The sequence below is a fragment of the Thiobacillus thiophilus genome (genome assembly GCF_055378705.1).
Window position 1 is genome coordinate 1,090,616 of sequence record NZ_AP042404.1, and the last position, 21,330, is coordinate 1,111,945.

General features: G+C 64.6%; 15 protein-coding genes. 13 read left to right on the plus strand and 2 right to left on the minus strand.

Features of this window, described 5'->3' with window-relative positions:
- Nucleotides 1-26: 26 nt before the first annotated feature.
- The 12 genes from alaS to ACZ41T_RS05350 all read left to right on the plus strand — a co-directional run bounded on the left by alaS (nucleotide 27) and on the right by ACZ41T_RS05350 (nucleotide 16,710).
- Complete coding sequence (gene alaS, locus ACZ41T_RS05295) at nucleotides 27-2,645, plus strand: alanine--tRNA ligase (protein ID WP_464923433.1); 2,619 nt, start codon at nucleotides 27-29, stop codon at nucleotides 2,643-2,645.
- Between the two features lie 81 nt (nucleotides 2,646-2,726).
- Nucleotides 2,727-4,418, plus strand: coding sequence for a hypothetical protein (locus tag ACZ41T_RS05300; protein ID WP_464923434.1), 1,692 nt, complete (start codon nucleotides 2,727-2,729; stop codon nucleotides 4,416-4,418).
- Between the two features lie 174 nt (nucleotides 4,419-4,592).
- Nucleotides 4,593-6,023 (plus strand): sigma-54-dependent transcriptional regulator, encoded by a 1,431-nt coding sequence (locus tag ACZ41T_RS05305; RefSeq protein ID WP_464923435.1) that lies wholly within the window; start codon nucleotides 4,593-4,595, stop codon nucleotides 6,021-6,023.
- 6 nt (nucleotides 6,024-6,029) lie between these two features.
- A complete protein-coding gene (locus ACZ41T_RS05310; protein WP_464923436.1) occupies nucleotides 6,030-7,334 on the plus strand; it encodes an ExeA family protein in 1,305 nt (434 codons plus the stop codon).
- A gap of 38 nt (nucleotides 7,335-7,372) precedes the next feature.
- Nucleotides 7,373-9,109: a pilus (MSHA type) biogenesis protein MshL gene (gene mshL / locus ACZ41T_RS05315; RefSeq protein WP_464923437.1), complete on the plus strand. Its 1,737-nt coding sequence runs from the start codon at nucleotides 7,373-7,375 to the stop codon at nucleotides 9,107-9,109.
- A complete protein-coding gene (locus ACZ41T_RS05320; protein ID WP_464923438.1) occupies nucleotides 9,106-10,236 on the plus strand; it encodes a tetratricopeptide repeat protein in 1,131 nt (376 codons plus the stop codon). Before mshL ends, ACZ41T_RS05320 begins: the two co-directional genes overlap by 4 nt.
- Before the next feature lie 10 nt (nucleotides 10,237-10,246).
- Nucleotides 10,247-11,944: a GspE/PulE family protein gene (locus tag ACZ41T_RS05325; protein ID WP_464923439.1), complete on the plus strand. Its 1,698-nt coding sequence runs from the start codon at nucleotides 10,247-10,249 to the stop codon at nucleotides 11,942-11,944.
- Between the two features lie 107 nt (nucleotides 11,945-12,051).
- Nucleotides 12,052-13,257 carry a type II secretion system F family protein gene (locus ACZ41T_RS05330; RefSeq protein ID WP_464923440.1) on the plus strand — a complete coding sequence of 402 codons (1,206 nt, stop codon included), beginning with the start codon at nucleotides 12,052-12,054 and terminating at the stop codon, nucleotides 13,255-13,257.
- 159 nt (nucleotides 13,258-13,416) lie between these two features.
- A complete protein-coding gene (locus ACZ41T_RS05335) occupies nucleotides 13,417-14,895 on the plus strand; it encodes a monoheme cytochrome SoxX (protein ID WP_464923441.1) in 1,479 nt (492 codons plus the stop codon).
- Nucleotides 14,892-15,491, plus strand: a complete 600-nt coding sequence (locus tag ACZ41T_RS05340) for a hypothetical protein (RefSeq protein WP_464923442.1) — start codon at nucleotides 14,892-14,894, stop codon at nucleotides 15,489-15,491. Before ACZ41T_RS05335 ends, ACZ41T_RS05340 begins: the two co-directional genes overlap by 4 nt.
- A gap of 122 nt (nucleotides 15,492-15,613) precedes the next feature.
- Entirely contained in the window at nucleotides 15,614-16,015 is a 402-nt protein-coding gene (locus tag ACZ41T_RS05345) for a hypothetical protein (RefSeq protein WP_464923443.1), read from the plus strand.
- Nucleotides 16,012-16,710, plus strand: coding sequence for a type II secretion system protein (locus ACZ41T_RS05350; protein WP_464923444.1), 699 nt, complete (start codon nucleotides 16,012-16,014; stop codon nucleotides 16,708-16,710). Before ACZ41T_RS05345 ends, ACZ41T_RS05350 begins: the two co-directional genes overlap by 4 nt.
- On the opposite strand, the gene ACZ41T_RS05355 is transcribed toward ACZ41T_RS05350, so the two are convergent.
- The gene (locus tag ACZ41T_RS05355; protein WP_464923445.1) at nucleotides 16,667-18,421 is read right to left on the minus strand and encodes a sensor histidine kinase; all 1,755 of its coding nucleotides are present in this window, start codon (nucleotides 18,419-18,421) and stop codon (nucleotides 16,667-16,669) included. The genes ACZ41T_RS05350 and ACZ41T_RS05355 overlap by 44 nt on opposite strands.
- A 222-nt stretch (nucleotides 18,422-18,643) precedes the next feature.
- On the opposite strand from ACZ41T_RS05355, the gene ACZ41T_RS05360 reads away from it, so the two are divergent.
- The gene (locus ACZ41T_RS05360; protein WP_464923446.1) at nucleotides 18,644-19,354 is read left to right on the plus strand and encodes a prepilin-type N-terminal cleavage/methylation domain-containing protein; all 711 of its coding nucleotides are present in this window, start codon (nucleotides 18,644-18,646) and stop codon (nucleotides 19,352-19,354) included.
- Here the strand turns inward: ACZ41T_RS05360 and ACZ41T_RS05365 are convergent.
- Nucleotides 19,351-21,321 carry a monovalent cation:proton antiporter family protein gene (locus ACZ41T_RS05365; protein ID WP_464923447.1) on the minus strand — a complete coding sequence of 657 codons (1,971 nt, stop codon included), beginning with the start codon at nucleotides 21,319-21,321 and terminating at the stop codon, nucleotides 19,351-19,353. The two genes, ACZ41T_RS05360 and ACZ41T_RS05365, sit on opposite strands and share 4 nt — an antisense overlap.
- Nucleotides 21,322-21,330: the final 9 nt, after the last annotated feature.

A 21,330-nucleotide genomic window follows, 5' to 3' on the forward strand; every position in this document is an offset into this window, starting at 1 on the left:
TTCACGCCAGAATCCATCCCGCCACCATGAAAAGCAGCGCCATCCGCCAGAGCTTCCTCGACTTCTTCGCCTCCAAGGGCCACACCATCGTGCCATCCAGCCCGCTGGTGCCAGGCAACGACCCCACCCTCTTGTTCACCAACGCCGGCATGGTGCAGTTCAAGGACGTGTTCACCGGCCAGGACACGCGGCCCTACACCCGCGCGGTGTCGTCGCAGCGCTGCGTACGCGCCGGCGGCAAACACAACGACCTGGAGAACGTCGGCTACACCGCGCGCCACCACACCTTCTTCGAGATGCTGGGTAACTTCAGCTTCGGCGACTACTTCAAGCAAGAGGCGATCAAGTACACCTGGGAATTTCTCACCGCCGTGTTGAAGCTGCCGGCCGAGAAACTCTGGGTCACGGTCTACGCTGAAGACAACGAAGCCTACGACATCTGGCATAACGACATCGGCGTGCCGAAAGAGCGCATCGTCCGCATCGGCGACAACAAGGGCGCGCGCTACGCCTCCGACAACTTCTGGGCAATGGGCGACACCGGCCCCTGCGGCCCCTGCACCGAAATCTTCTACGACCACGGGCCTGAGGTGGCAGGCGGCCCGCCCGGTTCACCCGACGAGGACGGCGACCGCTACATCGAGATCTGGAACAACGTATTCATGCAGTTCAACCGCGACGAGGCCGGCATCATGCATCCGCTGCCGAAGCCGTCGGTCGACACCGGCATGGGGCTGGAGCGCATTTCGGCGGTGATGCAGCACGTGCATTCCAACTACGACATCGACCTGTTCCAGGCACTGATCGCCGCCGCCGCGCGCGAGACCCGGACGAATGATCTTGCAAACAACTCGCTCAAGGTCATCGCCGACCACATCCGCGCCTGTTCGTTTCTGATTGTCGACGGCATCATTCCCGGCAACGAGGGCCGCGGCTACGTGCTGCGCCGCATCATCCGCCGCGCCATCCGCCACGGTTATAAACTGGGCGCGCGCGCGGCCTTTTTCCACCGCATCGTGCCCGATCTGGTGGCGGTGATGGGCAAGGCCTACCCGGAACTGGCCAAGGCGCAGGACCGTGTGATGGACATCCTGCGGCAGGAGGAGGAACGCTTCTTCGAGACCATCGAGCACGGCATGGGCATCCTCGAAGCCGCGCTGAAGACGCTGCCCCCCGGCGGCACCTTCGACGGCGAGCTGGCATTCAAGCTGCACGACACCTATGGCTTCCCGCTCGACCTCACCGCCGACATCTGCCGCGAGGCCAGCATCGGCGTCGATATCGCCGCGTTCGACGCCGCCATGCAGGGGCAAAAGAACCAGGCACGCGCAGCCGGCAAGTTCAAGCTCGGCGCCGGGCTGGAATATGCCGGCGCGGCAACCACCTTCCACGGCTACGACACGCTGGCGCACGACGCCACGGTGCTTGCGCTGTATCGCGACGGCAGTGCCGTCAGCGAATTGCGCGAAGGCGAAGTCGGCGTGGTGGTGCTCGATCACACACCGTTCTACGCCGAATCCGGCGGCCAAGCCGGCGACCGCGGCGTGCTGCAGGGTTCCAGCGGCTGCTTCGAAGTCGAGGACACGCAGAAAATCCAGGCGCAAGTGTTCGGGCACCATGGAATCGTCAAAGCCGGCGCGCTGAAGGTCGGTGAACCGGTGCTGGCCAAGGTCGACGCGGACACGCGCGCGCGCATTATGCGCAACCACTCGGCCACCCACCTGATGCACAAGGCGCTGCGCGAGGTGCTGGGCGAGCACGTGCAGCAAAAAGGCTCGCTGGTGGATGCCGACAAGATCCGCTTCGACTTCGTTCAGTCTACCCCGATGACCGACGCACAGATCCGCGAGGTGGAAGCGCGCGTCAACGCCGAAATCCTCGCCAACACCGCCATCCGGGCGCGCGTGATGGGCATCGAGGACGCGCAGAAGACTGGCGCGATGATGCTGTTCGGCGAAAAATACGGCGACGAGGTGCGCGTGCTCGATATCGGCAGCTCGCGCGAACTATGCGGCGGCACCCACGTCGCCCGCACCGGCGATATCGGCTTTTTCACCATCATCGCCGAAGGCGGCGTCGCCGCTGGAATACGCCGGATCGAGGCGGTGACCGGGGACAATGCGCTTGCTTACGTGCAAGGCATGGAATCGACACTGGGCGGCGTAGCCGGTACGCTCAAGGTGGTACGCAGCGAAATCCCCAGCCGCGTCAACGCGCTGCTCGAACAGGTGCGCCGCCTCGAACGCGACCTCGCCGGGGCCAAGAGCAAGCTGGCTTCGACCCAGGGTGACGACCTCGCCAACCAGGCCGTCGACATCGAGGGAATCAAGGTGCTGGCGGCGCAGCTCGACGGCATCGACGCCAAGGGCCTGCGCGAGACCGCCGACAAGCTGCGCGACAAGCTGAAGTCCTGCGCGCTGGTGCTGGGCACCGTCGCCGACGGCAAGGTCAGCCTGATCGCCGCGGTAACGCCTGACGTCACCGGCAGGATCAAGGCCGGCGAACTGGTGAATTTCGTCGCCATTCAGGTCGGCGGCAAAGGCGGCGGCAAGCCGGACCTGGCGATGGCGGGCGGCAGCGAGCCGGGGCAGCTGACGGCGGCGCTCGCCTCGGTGCAGGCCTGGGTGCAGGGCAAGCTGGCCTGATGAGCGGGTACAGAATTTGCTCAACTAACCGTTAACGTTAAAGTATCTGAGAATCGCATTGTTCCCAAATAGGGCGACATCATGAACTCACTGGCCGATAAATTCGTCTCGCAACTCACTCGCCTTACGCCTTTCGGCAAACGGGTCGACGATCCGCTGACCAGCATCAAGGCGGCGACGCGCTGGGTTGAAAACCTGCCCATCGGTGACGCGTTCAAGTGTCAGCAAGTCATATTCCATGCGCTCAAGCGCTTCAACGATAACTCGGCGCAATACACGAAAGATCGTCTGGCCATCTTCATGCTGCTGGATGAAAAATCGCGCGACCTGCAGGACACGCTGGTGCACCAGTATCTTCGTAATCCACGCATGTCGCGGGTGCAGGAAAGTCGGCTCTGGCATGCCGTGTACGACCAGTATTGGGAAATTGCGCGCGGCTATCACACCTTCGTGCTGCACCTTACCCACGAAACGAACAGAAACCAGACCGATAAAGTGGTCCCGCCGATCACCCTGCGCGCCATCCGCACCTTTGGCCAGTTGCTGAAATGGCGGGCGATACGCTATCTACCGGCAGGCGAGAAATTCTGGCTACGACTGCACAATCTTTACCGCATCGCCGAAACCGGCGGCTTCCATCGGCAGCCGCAGCGGGCTTACGCCGAAGACGCGTCCGATTGCAGCTGCGAAACGGCGCACCTGCATATTCTGATGCTGAACCTGGCCAATTCCGGCACGCTCTACCCCAAGCAGCTCGACCTGCTCGACCGCTGGCTGCCCAGCTGGCACGGGATGCTCCAGCTGGATAGCGATTTCGACCCCGATATCCACAATTTTGTCGTCGATCTGTCGGCCGACCACGGCCCACGCCGGGTGCGCAAACCCGAACCGGACAAACCCCTGCGTTTCTGGACCACGTCCGCCCTGCAGCAGAAACTGCAGGCAATACAAACCGCCCTGCAGCAAGGCAACACCCCCGCACAACAGGAACTGACGGAAAATGCCCGCACGACCGAAAGTCTCGAATTGCTTGAGCACCTGCAGTGCCAGTGGTCTTCGCTGGCCACCCGCGAACAGCGGCGCGCCCCGCGCGAATCGATCAAGCGGCTGGTCGATGTGACGCACGGCCTCAACGCCATCGTCAACCAGATCAAGGCCATCAATACGCCCGCCAGGGTGTCGCCCTACGGCACCGGACTCAATTACAACGAGGCCGACGATGTGCATGTGTACGGCTTCATCACCGAGCGCACCCGTGAGCGCGTCTCGCACATGCGTGTTCCGGCCATCGCAGCCTCGCCCGACGTCGAGCGCTGGGTGATGCACGATGAAAGCGAATGCGGCTACGGTGCCATTGTCGAATCGCGCGACAAGGACTGGCTGCACGTCGGGGCCCTGGTCGGCATCAAGCCGCATGAAGCCAGCACATGGCAAATCGGCGTCGTGCGCCGCCTGTCGCGCGTCAACGACGACACCAGCTCGGTCGGCATCGAAACGCTGGCCGAAATACCCACGCTGGCCATGCTGCACGCTACCTCCACGTTGGGCCATGCCGTAAACGGACACAATAACGGCAGCGCCAGCCAGCCGCACGCTTGCCTGTGGCTGGCAAGCAGCAGCGGCGACAGCGTGATTATCGATCCGGTCCATTTCATGCCCGGCCAGATCTTTCAGGTTCACGACATGCCTGAACGTAAGTTCATCGCCTTGGGCAACCCGATTGAGCGCTCGATAGGCTGGATGCGCGCCACCTCCGAGCCCGTGAGCAGCTGACCCGCCGCCGCAAACGAAACCGGACTTGCGACATTCCCCTCGTCCAACCGACCCATGCCTGTTTAACTTTCATCAGGTCTCTGGCACAATCGTCGAAAATCCGACACGCGTATAACAATCCCTCCGCATGTATGGAGCAAGCGCGGGTTCGGCGCCATTCGACCAGGAGGGTATGTGGTCCAAACCAATAAGCCTAGCTTGCTGATCGTCGACGACGATCCGCTGATTTCCGATACGCTCACCTATGTGCTGAGCAAAGACTTCGACATTTCGGCCGCCGAGTCGCGCGCCCAGGTGAAAAGCCTGCTGATGCAGCTGGACGAGCCGCCGCAACTGGCCTTGGTGGATCTGGGCCTGCCACCGCAGCCGCACAAGCCCGACGAAGGTTTTGCCCTGATCGCCGATCTGCTGGGCATCTCGCCCAGCATCAAGATCCTGGTGCTGTCCGGCCAGAGCGACGAAGCCAACGCGCGGCACGCGCGCGCGCTTGGCGCCATCGATTTCGTCGCCAAGCCGTGCGAGCCCGAACGACTGAAGTCCCTGCTGTTCAACGCCCTGCTGGTACAGAATGCCGAGCGCACTGCCGACAAGGCTCCCGCTCCGACCAAGGATTCCGGCATCGTCGGCGACAGCCCGGCGATAGACAAGCTGCGCCAGCAGATCAAACAATACGCCGCCGCGCCCTTTCCGGTGCTGATCGAGGGCGAATCCGGCAGCGGCAAGGAGCGCGTCGCCTCCAGCCTGCACCAGTTGTCGCCGCGCGCGGCCAAACCCTATCTGGCGCTCAACTGCGCGGCAATTTCACCGACCCTGGTCGAGCCCACCCTGTTTGGCTACGCCAAGGGCGCGTTCACCGGCGCCACCAGCGCGCGTGCCGGCTACTTCGAGGAAGCCGAAAACGGCACGCTGTTCCTCGATGAAATCGGCGAACTGCCGCTGGAACTGCAGGCCAAGCTGCTGCGCGTACTGGAAAACGGCGAGTACCAGCGCGTCGGCGAAACCCAGCCGCGCTTTTCCAATGCCCGCGTGGTGACCGCCACCAACCGCGACCTGCGCGCCGAGGTCAAGGCCGGCCACTTCCGCACCGACCTCTACCACCGGCTTTCGGTGTTCTCCATCGCGGTGCCGCCGCTACGCGAAATGGGCGAGGACAAGCTCACCCTGCTCAACCACTTCCGCGATTTCTACGCCCGCGAAGCCAGGAGCCAGCCGTTCTCGCTCGACGCCCGCGCGCAGCAGATGTGGGCGGACTACCATTTCCCCGGCAACGTGCGCGAACTGCGCAACATCGCCATCCGCCTGACCACCAAATATCCCGGGATGGCAGTCAACGCCCAGCAGCTGGAAGACGAACTCGATACCGACCAGGCCTTCCCGCAGGAAATCCCGCTGGCGAGCGACGGCAAAGCGCTGATCGAACTGGCGCGCAAGCAGCTGCAGACACTGGCCAACTTCAACCTCGACGTCACCCTGCGCCAGTGGGAAAAATCCTACGTCGAGGCCGCGCTCAACATGACCCACGGCAATCTGTCGCAGGCGGCCAAGCTGCTGGGCATCAACCGCACCACGCTATACAGCCGCATGCAGACGTACGGCAGCGAATAAGCCTCTGTGTACCTTGACTATTTCGGCCTGAAGGAAGCGCCCTTCCGCATCACGCCGAATACCGAGTACTGGTATGCAGGTGGCCAACGCGGGGAAATGCTCGCCGCGCTGCTCTACGCCATCGGTCAGGGCGAGGGCATCGTCAAGGTAGTGGGCGAAGTCGGCAGCGGCAAGACCATGCTGTGCCGCAAGCTGGTCGCCCAGCTGCCCGACAGCGTCGACAGCGTCTATCTCGGCAACCCCACCCTGCCACCCGACGATATGCTGGCGGCGATCCTGGCCGACCTGGGGGTCGACACGCCGGAGAGCGGACGACAGGCCCGACTGGCGCAACTCAATACCACGCTGCTGGCCCGCCACACGGTCGGGCGGCGCGTTGTGGTGTTCGTCGAGGAAGCACAGGGCATCGCGCTCGACAATCTGGAATTCCTGCGGCTGCTGACCAATCTGGAAACGGCTACCGACAAGCTGCTGCAGATCGTGCTGTTCGGCCAGCCCGAATTCGATGCGCTGCTGGCCGATCCGCGTATCCGCCAGCTGAAGGACCGCATTACCCTGAGCCTGAATCTGTCGCCGCTGACCGAATCCGAAGTGGCCGCCTACCTGCGCGCACGGCTGGCAGTGGCGGGCTATCGCGGCCCCGACCTGTTTGCGCCGGCACTGATCGTGCGCATGACCCGGCTTTCCCGTGGCCTGTCGCGCCGCATCAATGTGCTGGCCGACAAAACCCTGCTGGCGGCCTATGCCGGGCAAACCCATACGCTTACTCCGGCCCATCTTGAGGCGGCGGCGGGCGACGCAGAAATGCAGCCGTTCCAACAGCAGCCCGCCACGCGCCACAGGTTGCGCTGGGCGTGGTTGAGCGCCGGGCTGGCGGCCGCGCTGGGCCTGCTGGCCTTTGTCGCCTGGCAGGCGCCGTCGCCATCCGCCTCGCTACCCGCGGCCTCCCCGCCCCAGAGCGCTCGACCTTCCGCCGCAGCCACTCCCCCCGACGTCGCCGACCTGGCCCGGCAAACCCGGCGCTGGCTCGTCACCGCCGCGCCCGACACCCATGTCATCCAGCTCGCCTCGGCTAAAGAAGCGGCGCAGGCAGCCGTATTATTGGGGAGATTGAGCGCCGCCACGCCGCAGCCGGTTCGAGTACTGCACGGCCTGAGCCGAGGCGCGCCCGCCTGGATGATCCTGGCAGGCGAGTTTCCCGACCGCGAGACGGCGATGACGGTCCTGCGCACATTGGCCGCCCCGCCCGGGAGCACACCGTTTCTACGCACGGTCGGCAAAATGCGCACCGTAGTCTTGCCAACAGGATGATGAATGCTGTGTTGAAACACTCTGTATCGACGGGCCTGATGCTGATTGGTCTCGTACTGTTGGGAGGATGCGTGCCGCCGCAGGCGTTCGACACCTCGCCTGGCCACATCGGCCAGTCCACCCAGCCCGCGATGCCGATCGCCCCGCCGCCCGCGCCAGTGAAGGCAGCGCCTGCGCTGGCTCCGCCCAGGCCGGGCGTACCGGTGCCGACCTATACCGTGGTGGTCAACGACGTGCCGGTGAAAGACCTGCTGTTTTCCATCGCGCGCGACACCCAGTACAACATCGACCTGCATCCGGGGATTTCCGGAAACGTCTCGCTCAATGCCGTGCAGGAACCGCTTCCCGCCATTCTCGAGCGCATCGCGCGGCAGGCCGATCTGCGCTACGAAATGAACGGCCGCACCGTGTCGATCATGCCGGACACGCCCTACCTGAAAACCTACAAAATGAATTACGTGAACCTATCGCGTAATACGGCTTCGAGCATTGGTGTCGCTTCGCAAATCGCCGCTACAGGTTCCAGCGATATCGCTCAAACCGGTGGGGATGCCGCATCCACGGGAAACAACTCCAATACCAGCGTCATCACCACCTCGAACAACGACTACTGGGTTGAACTTAAAGACAATCTTGTGAACATTCTATATGCCACCAAAATCGAGAACAAGAAATCCGAAGAACGTATAGAGCGTGCCGCCTTGGCCGATTACGCCTACCTGCGGGATCTTTATCAGAAAAATGACAAAGCCGAGATCGCCGACCGCTGGAAGGATACGCAGAGAGTTCGCGCTGCCATTCCGCAAAGTGCCATGCCACAACTGGGCGATAGCGAGCGCGAGGTCATTGTGAATGTCGTCGCGGGCACAGTTTCGGTTTTTGCAACTGAACGCCAGCACCGGCTCGTACGCGAATATCTCGACACGGTTTCCAACGCATCACAACGCCAGGTGCTGATCGAGGCCACCATCGTCGAGGTCAGCCTGAAGGACCAATACCGTGCCGGCATCGACTGGTCGAAAGCCCTGCAAAACACCACCGGCTGGGCCATCAACACCCTCGGCGGCGGCACCAATGCACTGGCCGGCTCGCTGACGCCTTTTATCCAGGCCACCTACACGAATACGGGCAGTAACGGCTTCACCGCGGCGATCGACCTGCTGGAGTCCTATGGCAACACCAAAGTGCTTTCCAGCCCCAAACTGATGGCCTTGAACAACCAGACCGCGATGCTGAAAGTGGTCAACAATCTGGTGTATTTCTCAGTCGAAGTCACCCCCGCCAGCTACTCAGGCGGATTTCTAACGTCGCCAGCCGTATACACGACCACAGCGCGCGCTGTCCCGGTCGGCATCGTGATGTCGGTGCTGCCGCAGATCAGTGAAAACGGCATGGTCTCGCTCACCGTGCGCCCCACCATCTCGCGCAAGGTGGGCGATGTGTCCGACCCCAATCCTGAATTAAAGGATGTCGCCAATCTCGTCCCCGTCATTCAGGTGCGCGAAATGGAATCGCTGCTGCAAGTCCGTAGCGGCCAGACGGTAATGCTCGGCGGACTGATCCAGGACGACAGCAACAACGCGCGCGATGGGCTGCCGGGCCTGTCGCGCCCGGAAGGCATCGGCGCCGTATTCGGCCAGCACGAGCGCATCAACAGCCAGACCGAGCTGGTGATTTTCCTGCGCCCCATCGTGGTGTCCAACCCCACGCTGGAAAGCGATGAACTGCGCCAGTTCCAGCGCCTGCTTCCCGGCGCTGCTCGGAGCACGCCTTGAGCCTGCTGCTCAAAGCGCTGAAACTGGCCGAAGCTGCCAATGCGGACAAGTCCGGACCCGGCAATCGCGATGAGGACGACCTCGAACTAGAACCCGTGGGCGCGCCCGGCACGGCCCAGGTGCGCGAATGGGTCGGGCCGCCGGACTTGCTGCTCGGCAGCAGCGGGGCCACACCCGAGCCACGTCGCACACCGACTTTCCGCTGGCCACAACCCTCGCTGGTGCCGCTCGCCGCCCTGCTGGCCGTGCTGGTCGCACTGGGCTACGGGATTTATCTTTACCTTGCCCTGCAGCCTCCGGCTGCTGTCGCGCGCCCTTCCGCGCCTGAAACCGCCGCAGCGTCCGTTGCGCCACCCGTCACCCCAGTCTATCGCGCTGCCGAGCCCGCTCCAGCGATCCAGATCCAGACCGTCGCCGAACCCGCGCCTGCGCCCGCTTCACCCGCGTTGTCGCAACCCGCTTCCGCGGCCGGGACGTCCGCCGAGGTCGCGCCTGCACCCAGCGCCCCTCGCACAGCCGAACCCGTGCGCCCCCCCGCCGCCGCGCTGCCGCTGTTCCAGCCCGATGTGCAAACCGCCCTGCTCGACCAGGCTTACGCCGCCTATCGGCGCGGCGCCCTGACCGAGGCACAGCGGCTCTACACCCAGGCTGTCGCCCGCGGGCGCAGTGTGGATGCGCTGCTGGGACTGGCAGCGATCGCCAGCATGCAAGATCGCGAGGCCGACGCGCAGCGCCTGTATCGCGACGTGCTCGATCTCGACCCGCGCAATGCCGCCGCCCAGGGCGTCCTGCTCGACCTGCTCGGCAACACCGACAGCCAGGCAGCCGAAAGCCGCCTGAAAACGCTGATCGAACGCGACCCCAGCCCACAGCTTTACCAGACACTCGGCAACCTCTACGCCGAGCAGATGCGCTGGAACGATGCCCAGGCCGCCTACTTCGAAGCCTGGCGCGGCGTACCGGATAACGGCGATTACGCCTTCAACCTGGCGGTCAGCCTCGACCAGTTGCGCCAGTATCCGGCGGCGCTGACGTATTACGAAAAAGCGCTCGCCAGCGACGGCGTGCACCGCTTCGACCGCGCCCAGGCCGAAGCGCGCGTGCAGCAGCTGAAGTCAGTTCGGTAAGAGCAGTCGTATGGAGCGCAGAAAAAAACTCCGGATGGGCGAAACCCTGGTCTCGCAGGGACTCATCACCCTCGACCAGCTGCGCATCGGCCTGAAGGAACAGAAAACGACCGGCCTGCCGATCGGCCGCCAGCTGGTTGCGCTGGGCTTCATGACCGAGGCGGTGTTGCGCGACCAGCTCGCCAACGCGCTCGGCAGCCAGGGCATCGACCTCGCCCAGGTGGTGGCCGACCCCGAAGCCTTGCAACTGGTGCCCGAGGAATTCGCCCGCCGCCATCACCTGCTGCCGATTGCGCATGACGCCGCGCGCAACGTGCTGACGCTGGCGACCACCGATATGTTCAACGTGGTTGCGCTCGACCAGTTGAAAGCAGCGCTCGGCGGCCAGCTCGAAATCAACACCCTGCTGGCGGCCGAAGCACAGCTGCTGGAATGCATCGACAAGTTCTACGGCTTCGACCTCTCGCTTGACGGCATCCTGCGCGAAATCGAAACCGGCGAAGTCGATTACGCCAGCCTCAACCCCGATACCGAGGAATATACCCAGCCGGTGGTGCGGCTGGTCGGCGCGCTGCTCACCGACGCGGTGAAGCGCGAATCCTCCGACATCCACTTTGAGCCAGAGCACGCCTTCCTGCGCATCCGCTACCGCATCGACGGCGTGCTGGAGCAGATCCGCAGCCTGCACAGGACCTACTGGCCAGGCATCCTGGTGCGACTGAAGGTAATGTCGGGGATGAACATCGCCGAGACGCGCGCGCCGCAGGACGGCCGCATGTCGCTCACGCTGAACGGCCGGCCGATCGACTTCCGCGTCTCGTCGCAGCCCGGCATCCATGGCGAAAACCTGGTGCTGCGCATCCTCGACCGCGAAAAGTCGATCATGCCGCTGGAACAGATGGGCTTCACCGCCGACGCCCTGCGTGAACTGCAACTGATGATGGCCCGCCCCGAAGGCATCCTGGTCGTCACCGGGCCGACCGGTTCCGGCAAGACCACCACGCTGTATTCGATGCTGTCGCATCTGAACGACGAAACCGTCAACATCATGACGCTGGAAGACCCGGTCGAATATCCGGTCACCCTGATGCGCCAGAGCTCGGTCAATGAAACGCTGAAGCTCGACTTTGCCAACGGCATCCGCTCGATCATGCGACAGGATCCAGACATCATCCTGGTCGGCGAAATCCGCGACAAGGACACCGCTGAAATGGCGTTTCGTGCGGCGATGACCGGCCATCAGGTGTTCACCACCCTGCACACCAACTCCGTGCTCGGCGTGTTTCCGCGCCTGATGGACATCGGCATCCAGCCCGGCATTTTGTCCGGCAACATCATCGGCGTCATCGCCCAGCGGCTGGTGCGCAAACTGTGCCCGCACTGCAGGGAAGCCTACACGCCGGACGAAGACGAAGCGCGCATTCTCGGCACCGATCCGGCCCAGCCGCCGTGGATCTTTCGCGCGACCGGCTGCCCGGCATGCAGCAACAAAGGCTACAAAGGCCGCCTTGCCCTGATCGAGCTGTTGCGGATGGACCCGCGGCTGGACGAACTGGTCGCCGACCACGCGCCGCTGCACGAAATCCGCCGCGCCGCGCTCGAGCACGGCTATCGCCCGCTGGCCGAAGACGGCGTCAAGCGCGTGCTCGATGGCGTGACCTCGCTGGCGGAAGTGGCGCGGGTGGTGGATTTGACGGGGCGAGTGTGATGCGAAATTCAGGGATTCAGGGGTCGGGAGTCAGGGGTCAGGGGTCAGGGGAAGCGCAACCACTCCCTCTTCGATCCCTGAATCCAGCCCCCTAAACACGAATCGCCATGCCCTTCTTCGACTACCGCGCCATCGACCAGACCGGCCGCACCACCCGGGGCACGCTGTCGGCCGTCAACGACGTCGACCTCGAACTGCGCCTGAAGCGCATGGGGCTCGATCTCATCACGCTGGCGGAGCTTTCGCGCCAGTACGCCCCCAGCGGCCGCGAGCGCGTCACCCGGCGCGACCTGGTCACCTTCTGCATCCATATGCGCTACATCACCCGCGCCAAAATTCCGCTGCTCGACGGCCTGCGCGATCTGCGCGACACCATGGAAAAACGCGGCTTTCGCGATGTGCTGACCGCGCTGCTGGAAGATATGGAAGGCGGCAAAGTGCTATCGCAGGCACTTGCCGCGCATCCGGCGGTGTTCGGCGCCGTATTCGTCCACAGCGTGCGCGCGGGCGAGCAGACCGGCCTGCTGGACGCGGTGTTCGATCGTCTGGCCGAATCGCTCAAGTGGCAGGAAGAGGTCGCCGCCAAGGCCAAACGGCTGATGATCTACCCGGCGCTGGTGCTGACCGTCGTCGGCGCAGCCATCCTGTTTTTGATGCTTTACCTGGTGCCGCAGGTGCTCTCCCTGGTCGAGACCATGGGCGTGGTGCTGCCGCTGCCGACGCTGATTCTGCTGGCCGTATCGAATGTAATGCAGTCGTACTGGCCGATCGGGCTGCTGCTGGCGCTGGCGCTTGGAATCGGCCTGCCGCTGTGGATAAGGCAAGCCGAGGCGGGACGCGAATGGTGGGACCGCACCCAGTTGCGGCTGCCCGTTATCGGCCCGATCATGCAGAAGATCGTGCTATCGCGCTTCACCAATACCCTGGCGATGATGTACCGCTCGAGGGTCACCGTGCTCGACGCGTTGCGTGCGGGCGAGATGGTCGCCGGCAATCGGGTGATCGCCCGTGGCATCCACCGCGCGGCGCAGCAGATCGCCGATGGCCGCGGCCTGTCTGAAAGCTTCCAGGCACAGGCGCTGTTTCCGCCGCTGGTGATCCGCATGTTGCGCGTGGGCGAATCCACCGGTGCACTCGACGAAGCGCTGGAAAATGTGACGTATTTCTACAACCGCGAAGTGCTCGACTCGATCGAAAACGGCCTGCGGGTTCTGGAACCGCTGCTCACCGCCATCCTCGGCCTGCTGCTCGGCGGCATTCTCGTGTCGGTGCTGCTGCCGGTTTACGACCTGATCGGGAACCTGCCGTTATGATTTCAAACCCCTCACTACAGAGGCACAGAGCCGCAGAGGCAAAGCGGGAAATTGCAGCATGTCGTACGGCCACACTGCGGATGACACGCTACGACGAGGTTTCCCTGTGCCTCTGCGCCTCTGTGGTTAATGGTTTTATGGTTAATGGTTTTTTCCGGGATGATGTTTGACCACCGCCTGATCCTGCTTGCCACCCCGCGCCAGATCGGCGTGCTCGACTGGCGGCCCGGCCACATGCACTGGCTGGGCGAGTTCGCCGCCAACGAAACGGGGCGGGCGGCGTTTCGCCAGGCGCTGGTCAAGCGCGCGCAGCTGCCGGTGCTGCTGGTCGTCGACACGGTGGACGAGGATTACCGCAGCGAGATTCTGCCGCACGTACAGAGGCGCGCGCGCGACGAACTGCTGGCACGCAAGCTCAAACAGGTGTTCCGCAACGCACGTTTCACCGGCGCCTGGCGGCAGGCCCGCGAAACGACCGGCCGCCGCGACGACCGCTACCTGCTGGCCGCCCTCACCGATGCCGAGTGGCTGACGCCCTGGCTCAGCGTGCTGCATCGCGAACGGGTGCCGCTGTGCGGCATCGCCCCGCTGGCGCTGGCGTACCAGCACCTGCTGGCCAGACTGCGGGTACAGGCGCCGCACACGCTGCTGGCGTGCCGTCTCAACAACAGGCTGCGGCTGTCCTACTATCACAACGGTCTGCTGCGTTTTTCGCGCCTGATCGGCAGCGACACGCCCACCCAGCTGCCGGGCAATGCGGCCGACGAAATTGCCAAGACCCAGCTTTATCTCACCGGCCAGCGCATCCTGCCGCGCGAAGCCCGGCTGCATGTGCTGCTGCTCGACCCCAGCGGCCAGCTCGACAGCGCGCAGGCCCCGCTCAATGCCGATCCCGCATTCAGCACGCGGCTCATCGACATATCAAACCTCGCGCGGGCATTGCGCATTCCCGACAATTTTCTCGCCGCCACCCCGGAAATCGCACCGCTGGCGGCGATTGCGGACGAATCCGTACACCTGAATCTGGCCCCGCCCGAACTGCTGCAACGCCATATCGAATTTCGCTGGCGACGCGGCCTGAATCTGGCGGCAGGCATCGTCGCCGCAACCGGACTGATCCTCACCACCGCCTATTGGCTCAATACCCAGGATCTGCGCGACCAGGCGCTGCGGATCGAGAGCGAGGTACAACGCGGCGATGCACGCCACGCCGTCATCGTGCGCGACTTCCCCCTGCTCGCCATCCGGCCCGACCAGCTCGGCCAGACCCTTGCCCTGGCCACGCAACTGAATCGTTCGCCGCTCGACATCAACACGCTGTTCCTGCCGCTGGGGCAGGCGCTGGCCGCGCACCCCGACATGGTAATCAAGGCGTTGACGCTGCAGGACACGGCGGACGGCACGGCGGATATCACGCTGGACGCGCGACTGTCCGACTTCGACGGTAACTATCGCGCCGCCATGTCGCGCATCGACAGCCTCGTCTCCCGGCTCGCCGCCACACCGGGCATTGCAGCGGTCGAACGCGTGACAAGCCCGGTCAACACGGCCTCCACCGCCACCCTCAGCGGCAAAACCTCGGGTGAAACCCGGCCTGAAGAGACACGATTCACCTTGAGCCTGCAGGTGCGCCCATGAGCCGGCCGCCGATCGCCTCGCTGAAAACATCGATCCTGCTGCTGCTTGTCGCCAGCCTGCTGTCCACTGCGGGAATTTTCTGGAGCCGCCAGCAGGACACCGAAGCGCACGCCGACCTGCAACGCCAGCAGACGGCCCTCAATGCCGTACACGCACGCCAGCAACAAGGCCAAATGGAAGCGCGCCTGATCGCGCAGCATCTCGACGCCTACCGCGCGCTGGTTGCACGGGGGTTTGTCGGTGAAGAGAACCGCCTCGCCTGGATCGAGGCGGTGCACCTCGCCAATCGGGACGCCCGGCTGTACGGACTCACCTACACCCTGTCGCCGCGCACGGCTGCGCCGCCCGCCCTGGCCGGCGGCCTGCCGCTCAAGCAGACCCGCATGCGGGTGAAAATGCCCTTGCTGGTGGAAACCGACCTGCCGCGCTTTATCGACGCCCTGCACGCGCGTGCGCCCGGCCTGTTCCGCGTCAGCAGATGCCACCTCGCCCGCTTCACCGACGCCCCGCCGCAGCCGGTCAACCGCCCCGAACTCGACGCCGAATGCGAACTGCTGTGGTTTACCGTGGCGGCCGACGGCAAGGAGGTCAAATGAACCGAGATCGTTCATTAGGGCGCGAGACACAAGGAGTAGGGTGCACTCTGTGCACCTTTGGGCGTCAATCGGTGCACAGAGTGCACCCTACGCACTACAAATCGCCTAATGAACAATCTGAGATGAATCGGCACGACGCCTGGCGAGTCCGCGCCACCCTCATGCCGCTGCTCTTGCTGGCCATGCTGGGCGTGTGCGGCGCTAGCCTTGCCGCCGACCCCGGGCGCCTGTTCTACACCCCCCAACAGCGCGCCCAGCTCGAAGCCGCGCGCGCGCGCAACGTCACCCAACTCAGGCAGGCGACGCCCGATACAGGTGCCCCGCCGCCGGTACGCTATGACGGCGTGGTGATCCGCTCCGATGGCCAAACCACCCGCTGGGTCGACGGTCAGCCGCAGCTCGATGCATCCGGCGTGGCGGACCTGAAACCCGGCCAGATCCGCGCCGACAGCCGTGTGTACGAACCCTATCAGGTGCTGCGCCCCAGTCCCGCCGCGCCTGTCGCCGAGGAACCCACCCCATGAAACGGACACGCGGCTTCACCCTGATCGAACTGGCGATCGTGCTGGTGATCATGACCATCCTGATCGGCGGGCTGGCGATGCCGCTGTCGGCGCAGATTCAGGCGCGGCGGATTGCGGAGACGCGTGCCGACATGCGCACGATCCAGGATTCACTGATTGGCTTTGCCATGAGACAGCCCGTTGGCCAACCTCATCTTCCATGCCCCGATGGTGGCGATGGCTATGAAGGCCCAAGAGATCCAGCGAATCACATGTGCTTGCGCATACGCGGAGGCTTGCCATGGCGCACCCTCGGTCTTGACGAAGCGGACTTATGGGGAAGTCGCTATACCTACGCGGTTTCGAAACCCTTCACCATTGACACAGGATTCAAGTCAGTCGATGACGGCGACCTCGATGTACACAAGAGCTCCGCTTGCAGCGGTGACGGCATGACCGACGTCGCCGTGGTGATTGTTTCCCACGGCCCCAACGCACGAGGCGCGCAAAACATGAGCGGCGGCACCCCGCTCGCACCCGCCAGCGTGCCTGCCGACGAGCGCGCGAACCTGCCCACCTCCACCGCTGCCCCCTGTACCGGCAAGGGATTCGTCAGCCACCCACCGAATCAGGATTTCGACGATCTGGTGGTGTGGCTGCACCCCAATATCCTCAGGGACCGTCTGTGCCGGGAGGGCTGTCCGCCGACTCCGTAGCCTGCAACCTGAACGACACCCGCCCCGCCTGATTGTCCGGCAGTTCCAGTCGATACCCGACGCGCGCTGCCTGCCGCGCGGCCTGATACAAGCCCACCCCCAGACCGAAATCCGACGCCACCGGGCTCAGGAACAGGTTGCGCGCCACGTGCTCCGGCGCCGGCGCGCCGCTGTCGGTCACGGCGAGGCTTACCAGCGGCTGCAGCGCCAACCGCACTTCCACCGCAAGGCCCGGCTCGCGCTGGCGCTTGCGCAGCGCATTGGTGAGCAGATTGTCGGCGACGCTGTCGAACAGGTCCTGCGGCAGGGGGATGTCGTCGAGCGCTTCGGCAAAGAACTGCACGTCGTCGTGTTCGTAGCGCGTCTGCAGCGCCGTCCACCAGGCCTGCGCAGGAATCCGGGCGACATCCATTTCGGCCGGCTGCTTGAGCTTGTCGACGGTCTGCGACAGGCGCGCCGCCAATTGCGGCAGCTGGCGTTTCATCAGCGCCTGCAGGCGCTCGCCGTCTTCCGCGGTGGAGGTGTCGGCCGCTGCGATCAGGGTTTTCATCGACTGCAGGATGTTCTTCACGTCGTGGGTCAGGCGCGCACCGGTGTCGTGGATGGCCTGGCTGTAGGCCTGCTCGCGCAGGGTCTGCTCGCGCACCTTGGAAGCGTAGAAATAACCGAGCAACTGCGACAGCAGCCGCACATGCAGCGCCAGCGCGGGGGTGAGCGGGCGCGGTGCCTGCCAGGTCAGGGTCAGGCCATGAAATGAATGAACGAGGGCATGTTCGGCGGGTTCGCCGAACATGCCCTCGCCGCGCGCGGCCTGCCAGTGGCCGCCGCGGATCCAGGTCAGTTCGTGCAGGTCGGCCAGCGCTTCGCGCACGAACGACTCGGGGTCGCGTTCGCGTTCGGCCAGCGTCGCCAGCCGCTGCGCCCAGCCTTCGAACGGCAGGCCCACCGACAGCAGATAACGCGACGTCACCTGCCCCAGCCCGGCAAAGCCGGCGCGCGGATTCCACAGCCACGACAGTGCCAGCAGCAGCGCCGCCATGCCCAGCAGGGTCTGCACCAGCGCCCAGGCATAGCCCACCCTGGCCACCGCCACCACGGCAAACGCACCCAGCGCCACCACCATGACGAGCAGCGACAGCATCAGGCCGTAGATGAAATCGAGCGTGGACGACGCCCCGCGCTGGCGGCTGGCGGGCAAAAACAGGATCGTCAGCGGCAACAACGGCAGGCCATAGCGCACTGCGGCCTGCAGCCCATCGGGCAGCGCGGTGTCGCCCAGGCTCTGCGGCAGCACCCAGGCCAGCAACAGGGCGAGCAGATAAGCCAGGGCGAGCAGGTAGGCCAGCCGCGGCCCGCGCTCGTTCTGCGAAGTCGCCACCGCGCCCACCAGCCCCGCCAGAATCGCCAGCCATAGCGCCATCACCCAGGTGCTGTCCGCCAGCACCAGCAGCGCCGCCATGGCGAACACCGGCAGCGCGAGGCGCGGCTCGATGCGCGCCTCGCTGCGCACCAGCGGCTGCCACAGCAGGAACAGCCCGTAATGCGCCAGCAGGAACGCGCGCGTCACCGCCGCCTCGGCGTCGAGCACCACGGCCGCGTGCAGGGCCAGCAGCATCAGGGCCAGCCAGCGCCCGGGCGTCACCCGCGTGAAATGGGTGGCCAGCGACGTCAGCCAGGCCTGCGGCGACGCCGTCTCGGTGCGTTCAGTCATATCCGGGATTGTTGGAGCAGCGGTAGGAACTCAGCATGACACAGCTATCGGCATTTCAGCGGGGAAATGGAGCCCGCGAACACGTTTGCTCGCCCACATTTCCGTCGAAAATCCGGCACTGGCGTCGTATTTTCGTCAAACTCGCGTCCTGCCAGGCACGGAACACTTGCCTTTCTCTATTTTTAACAATGAGTTATCACATAACAACGGCTGGAACGTATTTTGCGTGTTGGCGTCAGGAATAACCCAACGGAGCGCTCCGCCATGCATCAGCCTAATTTCCCGAGACGCCAGTCGGGCTTCACCCTGATCGAGATCGCCATTGTGCTGGTCATCATCGGCCTGCTGCTCGGCGGCATTCTCAAGGGACAGGAACTGATCACCAGCGCGCGTGTGCGAAACATCATCGCCCAACTGGATGGCGCCAAGGCCGCAGTCTTTGGATTCCAGGATCGCTTTCGTGCCCTGCCCGGAGACTTCAGCCAAGCGGAGACCCAGATTGCCGGCGCCTCGGAAGACGGTGACGGCAATGGTGTGATAGCAGGTAATGAAGCGATCGCAGCCTGGGATCATCTGTCGCATGCCGGATTCATTAACGGTATCTACGTCTACAACGCGACAGAGAGTGCAACAACCACGCCCATCAACCCATATGGCGCCAGGCTCCAGCTCATTCACGATGACGTTTACGCTGACAGCGGCACGCCAACCGCGCGCACCAACCTCAAGACCGGCCCGCAAATTCCGGTGGATATTCTGGCCGAAATCGACCGCAAAACAGATGACGGCAATGCCCTGCGCGGCAGCATGCGCTTCTCCGCCTATGCAGCTGGCAGCACAGCGCCCACTGCTGCCGACTGTTACGACGCCGCGACCGGGGAATGGCTTGCCGGAAGCGGCGAGGCCAATTGCGGTGCCGCCATCCTGTTCTAGCCCTGCAACACCCTGAACTCCGCCGCCGCCAGCCCGTCGGCGGCGCCGCGCAGCACCAGAACGTCGCCGACCCGTATTTCAGTGTCGGGCTGGGGATCGATCCCCTTGATTCCATGACGCCGGATCGCCACCACTTCCACCAGTAATTCGTCCAGCGCCAGCTCTTCCAGGCTATGTCCGGCCGCGGCCGCGCCCTGCGTGATCAGCACGGTATGCAGGCGCGGCTGGGCGTGCTGGTCGAGTTCGTCGTCGGCGTCGGAGGCGCCGCGGAAATAACCGCGCATGATGGCGTAACGCGATTCGCGCACCTCGCGGATCCGCTTCAGCACCTGGGTGAGCGGCACGCCCAGCAACATCAACGCGTGGGATGCCAGCATCAGCGAGCCTTCCATCACCTCCGACACCACCTCGGCCGCGCCCGCCGCTTTCAGCGAGTCGATGTGCGTGTCGTCGATGGTGCGCACCACCACCGGCAGTTCCGGCCGCAGTTCGCGCACGTGGCGCAGGATGGCCATGCTCGAATGCAGGTCGGAATAGGTCACCACCACCGCCTGTGCGCGGCTCAAGCCGGCGGCGACCAGCACTTCGCGGCGGCTGGCATCGCCGTACACCACGTTAACGCCCGACGCGGCCACTGCGCGGATGCGCTCGGGGTCGGCGTCGAGCGCAATGAAGGTGATGCCTTCGGCCTCCAGCAGGCGTGACAGGTTCTGGCCGCTGCGGCCATAGCCGCAGACGATCACGTGCTGGGCCTTGCCGAAGGTCTTGACCGCGATGTCGTGCACTTCCTTGGCGCGGCCGGCCCATTCGCTGCCGGCAAGCAGGCGGGTGATCGTGTCCATGCGGTTGATCAGGAGCGGGGCGATCAGCATCGACAGCACCATGGCCGCCAGCACCGGCTGGGTGATCCCGGCGCCCAGCAGCGTGAGATCGGCCGCCTGCGCCAGCAGCACGAAGCCGAATTCGCCTGCCTGCGCCAGCCCCAATGCCGTGCGCACGGCAGTGGGGCGGGCGCTGCCGAATGCCATCGCCAGCCCGCCCACCAGCAGGACCTTGCCGACGACGATGGCCGCCACCAGCAGCAGCACGTCGCCCCAGTTCAGCATCACCTGCATCAGGTCGAGCCGCATCCCGATGGTGACGAAGAACAGCCCCAGCAAGACGTCGCGGAAAGGCTTGATATCGTCTTCCACCTGGTAGCGGTATTCGGTCTCCGAGATCAGCATGCCGGCCAGGAAGGCGCCCAGCGCCAGCGACAGGCCGGCGCTTTCGGTGAGAAAGGCCAGCCCCAGGGTGAACAGCAGCAGGTTCAGCGTGAACAATTCGGGCGATTTGCGCCCGGCCACCCACTGGAACCATGGGCGCATGATGCGCTGGCCGACGAACAGCAGAAAACCCAGCACCAGCACCGCCTTGAACATGGCCAGCCCCAGCACCAGCCCCATGTCGTCGGCGTCCTTGGCGAACGCCGGGATCAGGATCAACAGCGGCACCACCGCCAGATCCTGGAACAGCAGCGCACCGAAAATCTGGCGCCCGTGCGGGGTCTGGATTTCCAGCCGCTCGGCCAGCATCTTCGACACGATGGCGGTGGACGACATCGACATGATGCCGCCCAGCGCGATGGCCGCCAGCAACGGCAAGTCGAGCAGCCAGGCGATCAGCGCGGTGAGCACGATGGTGAGCACGACCTGCGCGCCACCGAAGCCGAACACCGTCATGCGCATGGTCATCAGGCGCGGCAGGCTGAATTCCAGGCCGATGGAAAACATCAGGAACACCACGCCGAATTCGGCCAGATAGCGCGCCTCCTCGCTGTCCGGAATCCAGCCCAGCGCGAACGGCCCGATGGCAATGCCGGTCACCAGATAGCCGAGCATGGTCGGCAGGCGCAGCGCGCGCGCGGCAGCCGCCACCAGTACGGCGACCGCAAGCAGGATCAAAACAAGCTGCAGGCTGGAATGCATTCAGGAAAA

Excerpts from the sequence above, each read along its gene's own strand:
- alaS (WP_464923433.1), top strand. The coding sequence starts at position 27 with ATGAAAAGCAGCGCCATCCGCCAGAGCTTCCTCGACTTCTTCGCCTCC.
- ACZ41T_RS05300 (WP_464923434.1), top strand. The coding sequence starts at position 2,727 with ATGAACTCACTGGCCGATAAATTCGTCTCGCAACTCACTCGCCTTACG.
- mshL (WP_464923437.1), top strand. The coding sequence starts at position 7,373 with ATGCTGATTGGTCTCGTACTGTTGGGAGGATGCGTGCCGCCGCAGGCG.
- ACZ41T_RS05325 (WP_464923439.1), top strand. The coding sequence starts at position 10,247 with ATGGAGCGCAGAAAAAAACTCCGGATGGGCGAAACCCTGGTCTCGCAG.
- ACZ41T_RS05330 (WP_464923440.1), top strand. The coding sequence starts at position 12,052 with ATGCCCTTCTTCGACTACCGCGCCATCGACCAGACCGGCCGCACCACC.
- ACZ41T_RS05335 (WP_464923441.1), top strand. The coding sequence starts at position 13,417 with ATGATGTTTGACCACCGCCTGATCCTGCTTGCCACCCCGCGCCAGATC.
- ACZ41T_RS05340 (WP_464923442.1), top strand. The coding sequence starts at position 14,892 with ATGAGCCGGCCGCCGATCGCCTCGCTGAAAACATCGATCCTGCTGCTG.
- ACZ41T_RS05345 (WP_464923443.1), top strand. The coding sequence starts at position 15,614 with ATGAATCGGCACGACGCCTGGCGAGTCCGCGCCACCCTCATGCCGCTG.
- ACZ41T_RS05350 (WP_464923444.1), top strand. The coding sequence starts at position 16,012 with ATGAAACGGACACGCGGCTTCACCCTGATCGAACTGGCGATCGTGCTG.
- ACZ41T_RS05355 (WP_464923445.1), bottom strand. The coding sequence starts at position 18,421 with ATGACTGAACGCACCGAGACGGCGTCGCCGCAGGCCTGGCTGACGTCG.
- ACZ41T_RS05365 (WP_464923447.1), bottom strand. The coding sequence starts at position 21,321 with ATGCATTCCAGCCTGCAGCTTGTTTTGATCCTGCTTGCGGTCGCCGTA.